The following is an 8,093-nucleotide window of genomic DNA, read 5'->3' as shown; positions in this document are numbered from 1 at the left end:
GGGTTGGGTTGGGTTGGGTTGGGTTGGGTTGGGTTGGGTTGGGTTGGGTTGGGTTGGGTTGGGTTGGGTTGGGTTGGGTTGGGTTGGGTTGGGTTGGGTTGTCACCGTATTTAATCAAATCGTATCAAGTGATTTGTTTAAGGATTAGTTAGTTTAAATTCTAACCGCCGCCTAGATTCGACAGATGCACAAATAGCTACGTCCAGACATAAGCTCATACGCACCTTATCCAAGCTTTAACCACTCTCGGTTGTACGAGCTAGACTCTGCAAATTTAGGGCACTTATCCCCTTCTTTATGCTTCTTCGACGCTATTTCACCAATTCAGGGGCATTTACACCCCTCTTTATGCTTCTTCGACGCTATTTCACCAATTCTGGGGTATTTATACCCCTCTTCATGCTTATACGACGCTATTTCACCAATTCAGGGGCATTTATACCCCTCTTTATGCTTATACGACGCTATTTCGCTATTTCTGGGGTATTTATGCCCCTCTTTATGCTTCTTCGACGCTATTTCGCTATTCTGGGGGATTTATACCCTCTTTCCGCTTCTTCGACGCTATTTCGCCAATTCTGGGGGATTTATACCCCTCTTTATGCTTCTTCGACGCTATTTCGCCAATTCTGGGGTATTTATACCCCTCTTTTTGCTTCTTCGACGTAACTTAGCTATTTCTACGGGATTCATACCGCTCTTTCCCCTCCAATCGCCGAATTCCACCATTTCTACGGGATTTATACCGCTCTTCCTCCACCAATCGCCGAATCCCACCATTTCTACGGGATTTATACCGCTCCTTCCCCTCCAATCGCCCAATTCCATCATTTCTACGGGATTTATACCGCTCTCGCCCCGCACCACCCAAACAACAAAAAAAGATGTCCGCAGCCAAAGGCTAACTGACATCTTTTTATTAAAGGGATTTAAAAAATGATTTTGAAAATCAGACCGGCTAATACCGCACTGATTGGAATCGTAATAAACCAAGTAACTACAATACGTCCAGCCACTCCCCATTTCACGGCAGAGAAGCGTTTTGCGGAGCCAACACCCAGGATAGCTGAAGTGATAGCATGTGTGGAGCTGACTGGCAAATGAAGCAGTGTTGCCGAGAAAATAACGGAAGCCGCGGAAATATCAGCCGCAAAGCCGTTGATCGGCTCGATTTTGAAAATCTTCGTACCCATGGTCTTGATAATCTTCCAGCCGCCAATGGAGGTACCGAGTGCCATAGCCGTAGCCGCAGCAATCTTAACCCATAGAGGGATTACATCCATAGTCTCTTGGCGTCCTGATGTAACGAGGGCAAAGGTAATGATCCCCATCGCCTTCTGCGCATCATTCGTACCATGAGTAAACGACTGTAATGCCGCCGTCACAACCTGCATGGAACGGAAGCCCTTATTAACCGTATGTGGACTACGCTTTGCAAAAATCCATTTCAGGACTGTCATGATGATATAACCGATAACAAATGCAATAATTGGCGAGAAGATCAAGCCCTCGACAATTTCCACAAATCCGCCCCAGTTAATATGCGACGAACCTGCACCCACATATACTGCACCAGCCAAAGCGCCGATCAGTGCATGAGAGGAGGAGGACGGAATTCCGAGCCACCAGGTGATCAAATTCCAAATAATCGCAGCAATCAGCGTGGCTATTATGATATCCAGACCATTTTCCAGCAACGTGGGGTCTGTGATACTTCCGCCAATTTTCTTAGCTACACCTGTAAACATCAAAGCTCCGACAAAGTTCATCAGTGCCGCCATAATAATAGCTGTTCGAGGTTTTAACGCACGTGTAGAGACAGAGGTAGCAATCGCGTTGGCCGTATCATGGAAACCATTAATAAAGTCAAACGCAAGCGCGAGAAATATAACAATTCCAAGAATCCATATCGATGTTTCCATATTCTAGTACCCCTTATGAGTTGCGCATGATGATCGATTCCAACATGTTGGCTACATCTTCACATTTATCTGTAGTGGTCTCGAGTCGCTCATATAATTCCTTGCGCTTAATCAGCTCAATCGGGTCCTTAACGGTTTCAAATAGAGCTTTGGTACAAATACGAAGGACTTCGTCCCCTTGATTCTCAAGGTCATTCAAACGGATCGTATATTCACGAATGGCCAGCAGCTTCTTCTGGGAAAGCAAATGAACCGCTTTTTGGATTTCATAAGCACACTGACGAAGGATTTCGGCAAATTGTACAATGTATTCATCCGGGTCAAGAAGGTTGTACATATAGAAACGTGAGGCAGATGCCTCCAAGCCATCAATGACATCATCCATGCTTGTAATCAAGTCCATAATGTCGTCACGCTCAAGTGGCGTAATGAACGTCTTGTTCAGTTCCTTGATTACGGTGTGCGTGTAAGTATCACATTGGGATTCGTACTTCTTCATCTCTGCAGCGAAACTATCGACATTATTCTGGAGATCAGTGATATTCTGAGCAAAATAATCTGCAGCTTGGACAATGGTATCCGCCATATTTTCCAGCGTCTCAAAGAATATGTCCTTTTTTCTCAACTTCATTGTTTTAAACCCCTTTACATAATATTACCGTGAGTACAGAGTCACCCATATGTAAAAAGCATGAAAATGAATGACAACCCTTGTTATCTTAACATATCCGTAGAAGGTATAGAAGCTATAGAAATGAACTTTTTTACACTCTATTAACACTTACCCATAATTCCGAACACAAATCTGTATAACACTGGATATTCCGACTTTCTTAGGTTGCACTATCTGCTCCGCCATATACCACATGACTGCTAAATGAAGGTGCATTAGGGACGACCAAAATATGGGTGATTCCTGGATACATTAGCTCTTCTTTACCATCCTTCACAAACCGAATCACATTACCTGGCTCACGCGACCATCTGCCCTTTGTGACCTGTCCCCGCTGAAAGAGCAGCGCTTCTCCACCAAGCTCCACGTCAACCTGAAGTCTTCCAACATCATCAAGTACTTTATGATCGGAACCCATCACCATCACATTTGCAGCTTCTACTGGCTTATTGTTATTCAAATCCAAATGTGGTTTACCATTCACGTAACGCTGATAGGTCTGGAGCTGAGTATCGTATTTATAGTCAATTTTATAGCTTTTAAGTAAGAAGTTTACGCTAAACTCAGCGGCCTGTTCTCCGCCTGTTGGTATGTAATCTGGATTGTTAAAAAGATACCCTGGCACCTTCACACTTTTCTCATAACCCAGCTTCTCGGCACCTTCCCGAAGCTTCGCTGCATTACTGTAGAGATTATGAGGGGCTTTACGTGCTTTGTCCCGCCAGAAATAGGCTCCGGCACGACCGATTTCGTCCATATCTGCTTTTTTCTCTTTTTGCAAAATAGCATAAGCCGCGGGGCTCCCCCCGGCATGCACTGTCACACCACCATAGCTCTCGCCAATATCGAGCAGATAAGGGCGAATACTGCGAATCGGTCCGATTTTGACCACTCCGGTATGACTTTGAAAAATACCAATTAACCGCGTAATGCCACCTTCAGCAAGGACCTCATATAAAATATCCGCTTCACTCACCCCCGACTGTGGCCGGGCCGCTGGTGCATTATTAATCATAACAGCTAAGGGACGTGGGAGACTGTTTTCAGAAACGGGAAGACCTGTTAACCCGGAAACGAGTTCAGCAGATGGATCTGCAGTAGGCGATGGTTGGATCGTTTCAATAGGCGCGGGATCTGCTGTAGGTTGCTGTGTCGGGGCAATTACATTATTTGCACTCTCTGTTCCGCAAGCGGAGAGCAATAGGGTACTTAGTACAAGGGCAGATAATAGACGGGAAGAAGAGCAGTTTACTTTCATAAGCTTGTAGTTCCTCCTAAACGTTTTATGTATCTTAACTGGTTTCTTCCATTTAATCACAGCCAGTCCCATTTGTCTTGATCCGCTTGCATCAAGTGTAATCGACTTCAGCGTCCTTATTAGGACGATATACGTTTAAGCGAGAAATATAAGGATAATGCATAGCGTGAAACTTTTACTTTCTTATATTTAAAAAAAGGGCACAGCCGATCTCCGGCTGTACCCTGCGTGTATCTTATCCATTTAGTCTAGCTTCCAGCAATTGAGGCTTAATGTCCCATATTGATACGCTTGAAATATTCGCTCTGCCTTCCTGCTGCCATCCGCTGTTCCCATCGCATAAAAGAGAGGTGCGAAATGCTCTCTTCCGTAAGATGGAACCGCATCACGAACATGCGGAGCTTTTTTCTCATAAGCAAACAGTGAAGGTAAATCCCAAGATTCTAACCCCTTGGCAATCCACGCATCGAATTCAAGCGCCCACTCTTCAGGCTGATCACTTTCATTAAGCATCCGCAAATTGTGAACAAGTCCACCGCTTCCTATCAGCAGTATGCCTTCGTCACGCAGAGGGGCTAACATCCGCCCGATATTATACTGTTCCTTGGGAGAACGTAGTGAATCGATGGATAAAGCGACTACCGGAATATCGGCTTTCGGAAACATTTTTTTCAGTATTACCCAGACTCCGTGATCGAGTCCTCGCCCCAGAACGGGCTGATGTGAAAGATTGTTACCCTTAAAGAGCTCGGAAATCCGCTTGGTTAGAGCTGGATCGCCTGGGGCTGGATAGGTCAGCGTATACATTTCTTCAGGAAATCCGTAGAAGTCGTGTTGTGTTTCGTGCTTCTCATCCATGGTGAGTAGCTGTTCTGGGCTATCCCAGTGCGCTGAGAATACTACTATACCCCGTGGTGCTTCTAGTTCTTGACCAAGCCGCTCCAGAAAACGGGTATACTCGTTATCCTCCAGTGCGAGGAGCGGAGAACCGTGCGCGATAAAAAATGACGGTAATTTCATAGGATGCCAACCTCCATAACCCAGTATATGGTGTGCATCTTTATTTTACCGCTAATCTCAAGTTATTGCGAGTAAAGTCCATCACCTATATCATCCAATTTTGCCACTCTGTCTGCACATGCTCCTGTTCGTTCATCCACTCTCTTGTCCGTTTTAGCAGCTGCTGCTGTGCTGGCCCAGAAGAAAAGGTATGATCACCTTGAAAAATGATCTCTTTATCGCATCGTCCCTCAGGACGTGTCCAGAATAATTTCTGGTAAAGGAATGCATAATCCACGGGGATGACATCGTCAGACGTACCATGAATGACGAGCACATCACCGCTGAATTTACTAGCTTCTTGGAAAGGCTGGAAGGCCGCCAAAGAATTGAAATATACCGGTGTGAACGAGTAACCCACGTAATCCGCCGATCCATTCTTCACCGAACGGTCATACGCCTCCCTCCCTACGATCTTCACAATATCATTGAAGGGATAACCCACGGAGGCCCATAGCACGAGATTCTTCACGCGGCGATCACGAATACTTGTCAGAAGCGCAACCGCCCCACCCAGACTATGGCCAATAAGCGTCACACGCTGTGGATCCACATCGGCAGAGCTAATTCCGTAATCGAGCACCGCTCTAGTCTGAGCGATCATCGACTCCATATCCTCCCCGCCGTAATTACCGCTGCTCTCGCCGCAGCCCGCATAATCAAATCGAATGACCATATACCCGTCTTGCGCCAGCTCACGAGCTGCTTTGACAAATATCCGATCGACTCCAATCCGGTTACCCACAAATCCATGGCAGATTACAGCTAATGGCAATCTGTCCTTGCAACGTGTGGAAGTTCCCTTCTCTTTACTCGGATAATGGATGCTCGCTGTCAATTCTTCGCCGTTATGCCGAATTACAATATTCCGTTCCATTGCCGTAACCTCCTATATTTAATCATTATTTTAATTTATTAGAATTCCGATTAACTTAGTGTGAATTATATTCTTATTATAAAGATTTCGTTCATATTGTCAACAGAAACGGGACAGATCTTAGTAATTTGCAAGAGCAAATTCGGAGTATAAACCGGAACGTCAAACAGCCAGTCTCCAAAATAATGAAGACTGGCTGTTTTTCAATCGCATGATGAGCTTCCAGGGTCGTCAATCAATCATAGCTGTCGTTAAACATCTCATGGGTTTCTTGACTGCCTTCCCAATCCTTAAGCGCACCCTCTGTTGCTGGTTCTTCTGTGGAATTCCACATGCTGAATCCATCAGAGCCGCCCCAATCCCCCATTGAATGATTGGGCGTAGGCTCGAAACCGTTGCCCATGACACTGTCCTGTTCTTTCTTGTTCTCATGTTCCATAAAGCTCCCAACCTTTCCCAAAGCTATATTGATCAAGCAACAACATTATCAGTGTTCACTCTTATAAAAGGATTATGCATAGGAAAATAGAAATGCTTGTCCTTGCGCTGACCTGTCAGGCAAACGTATACTCTAGGTTAAAGACTATACCGATTAACACTACTGGAGGTTTACATCCCTATTATGAAAGTGAAAGATATGATTAAGGAAAATAACGCCCTGCGCGAGCAGATGACGCCTTTCAATCGATCCTATTTTGAAGATATGATCCTAACGATGCGGGCCAGTAGGATAGAGGCTCTCCGCGCTGAAGAACTTTTACTGGATGCAGCCAAGCTGCTTCTGAAAGAACAAAAAAAAGGTAAAAACGCTAAACAGGTGTTTGGCGAGAATCCGGATGATTATTTTAAAGAGATCATAGACAGCGTTCCCACACGCTCAGCACGCAGCAAATGGAACTATTACTTGATGATTCCCTGCGCGGCTCTAACCTGTTTGTTCGGGATCTTTGCTATAGGTGGACTCTTCTTGCAATGGACTAACAGATCACCTGGGATGTTCGGAGAGATTAGCCTCTTCACCCTCTTCGCTGTTGGGGCAGGTTCCATTATCTTGATCGAACTTATTATGAAATGGTTAACCTCCTTGTCTGAGGGGGATGCACCTAAAGCCAAGCCCTTTGATATCAAGGGCCTTGGCGTCTATATCGGAATCGCCGTAGTTGCCGTATTCATTGGCTTGTACCTCGACCGATTGTTTCCGGTCATTACTTTATCCCCGTGGGTAAGCTTAATTGTTTCCCTGATTGGGGCAATTGGACTAAAGTTTATATTTTTTAGAAAATAAAAGTCATGCTCCACCCATATTTCATCCGATAGACAGGGGGAACTTTCATGAATAAGAAGCAATATATTCTCTATTCTGTTCTAGCAGTAACATTGGGACTAGGCGCGGTACCTATAGGAACGATTCAAGCTGAAGGCGCTGCCAGCCCTCCTGTGGGAGGCACTAAGGCAAATGCTTTGACAGCAAACAATAATCATGCGGAGGCTATCTATAAAGCAGCATTGCCGCTGTTGTCTTCCTCTAACAAGTTACCCGAAGCTATTAAATATTTGAACGCCAATATGTATGCGGTAGGTTCGTATCGTGCCACGATAATGACACTGAAGCTTGAGAATTTGCACAAGGCGGCGCTTCCGGCGTGGGAGAGCAAATTCAGTACCAGCAATGTCCAGCGGAAGCTCACCGCCATCTATAAGGCTGGCGCTAGTATGAAGACCCTTGCTGATGCCACAGAAGATCTCACTCTGCGCACACTGCTGAAGAGTGCCAGCGAAAATGGATATAAACTGGAGACCGCGGAAGGCACTTTTTTCCCGGTGATCGATTATGAGGCTTACCGCAAATATAAGCTTTATGTCACTGACGATATCAGCGCATATCTATCCATTATGGCTACGGAGTCTGATCTTCCCTCCTCCAAGGATAACGGGCTGGTCATTGGTTGGACCGATGTAGCTGCGCGAGCACTGTCTCAAGAGCAATTTATTCAAAATCATCCGAAATCGAACCGAATTTCAGCCGTGAAATCCTTATATTCTATCTATGTTAACAATACGTTTTACGGCCAGAATAACACGCCCCTTTTCCATTATGACAATCTTGAAATGGACTTGGAGGCGCAGAAAGCCTACTCTAGCATTCTCACCAAGAATAAAGACAACAGCCCATTCCTGCAGAAACTAGATGGCTTCATGAAATTGATGAAAGACAAAGATTATAAATTAACAGATGAAGTCGAACAATACCGTAAGACTGAATTACCTCTCTAGTATGATATACAAAAGGCCCGTCCCCATTCA

Annotated in this window: 9 protein-coding genes; 2 read left to right on the top strand and 7 right to left on the bottom strand. The window is 45.2% G+C overall.

What is annotated here, in order from left to right; genetic code table 11:
- Positions 1–670 precede the first annotated feature (670 nt).
- The 7 genes from ACFWMP_RS29105 to ACFWMP_RS29075 form a co-directional block, all read right to left on the bottom strand.
- Positions 671–871, bottom strand: a complete 201-nt coding sequence (locus ACFWMP_RS29105; RefSeq protein ID WP_379425760.1) for a hypothetical protein — start codon at positions 869–871, stop codon at positions 671–673.
- A 58-nt stretch (positions 872–929) separates the two neighbouring features.
- Entirely contained in the window at positions 930–1,922 is a 993-nt protein-coding gene (locus ACFWMP_RS29100) for an inorganic phosphate transporter (protein WP_076300202.1), read from the bottom strand.
- 13 nt (positions 1,923–1,935) lie between these two features.
- Positions 1,936–2,553: a DUF47 domain-containing protein gene (locus ACFWMP_RS29095; protein WP_042184774.1), complete on the bottom strand. Its 618-nt coding sequence runs from the start codon at positions 2,551–2,553 to the stop codon at positions 1,936–1,938.
- A 202-nt stretch (positions 2,554–2,755) separates the two neighbouring features.
- Complete coding sequence (locus tag ACFWMP_RS29090) at positions 2,756–3,853, bottom strand: DUF3048 domain-containing protein (protein WP_340974052.1); 1,098 nt, start codon at positions 3,851–3,853, stop codon at positions 2,756–2,758.
- 243 nt (positions 3,854–4,096) lie between these two features.
- Positions 4,097–4,873, bottom strand: a complete 777-nt coding sequence (locus tag ACFWMP_RS29085) for a DODA-type extradiol aromatic ring-opening family dioxygenase (RefSeq protein ID WP_379425757.1) — start codon at positions 4,871–4,873, stop codon at positions 4,097–4,099.
- Positions 4,874–4,958: 85 nt separating this feature from the next.
- Positions 4,959–5,789 (bottom strand): alpha/beta hydrolase family protein, encoded by an 831-nt coding sequence (locus ACFWMP_RS29080; RefSeq protein WP_042124053.1) that lies wholly within the window; start codon positions 5,787–5,789, stop codon positions 4,959–4,961.
- Between the two features lie 235 nt (positions 5,790–6,024).
- Positions 6,025–6,228, bottom strand: a complete 204-nt coding sequence (locus ACFWMP_RS29075) for a hypothetical protein (RefSeq protein WP_042184766.1) — start codon at positions 6,226–6,228, stop codon at positions 6,025–6,027.
- A 198-nt stretch (positions 6,229–6,426) separates the two neighbouring features.
- Between ACFWMP_RS29075 and ACFWMP_RS29070 the strand changes: the two genes are divergently transcribed.
- Together ACFWMP_RS29070 and ACFWMP_RS29065 are read left to right on the top strand one after the other, a co-directional pair.
- The gene (locus ACFWMP_RS29070; RefSeq protein WP_379425936.1) at positions 6,427–7,074 is read left to right on the top strand and encodes a DUF1129 family protein; all 648 of its coding nucleotides are present in this window, start codon (positions 6,427–6,429) and stop codon (positions 7,072–7,074) included.
- A 47-nt stretch (positions 7,075–7,121) separates the two neighbouring features.
- Entirely contained in the window at positions 7,122–8,063 is a 942-nt protein-coding gene (locus tag ACFWMP_RS29065; RefSeq protein WP_339244726.1) for a hypothetical protein, read from the top strand.
- The last annotated feature ends 30 nt before the right edge of the window (positions 8,064–8,093 follow it).

It is taken from the genome of Paenibacillus sp. NPDC058367, from assembly GCF_042723305.1.
Taxonomy (GTDB): Bacteria; Bacillota; Bacilli; order Paenibacillales; family Paenibacillaceae; genus Paenibacillus_AQ.
This window is presented reverse-complemented; position numbering and strand designations above follow the sequence as displayed.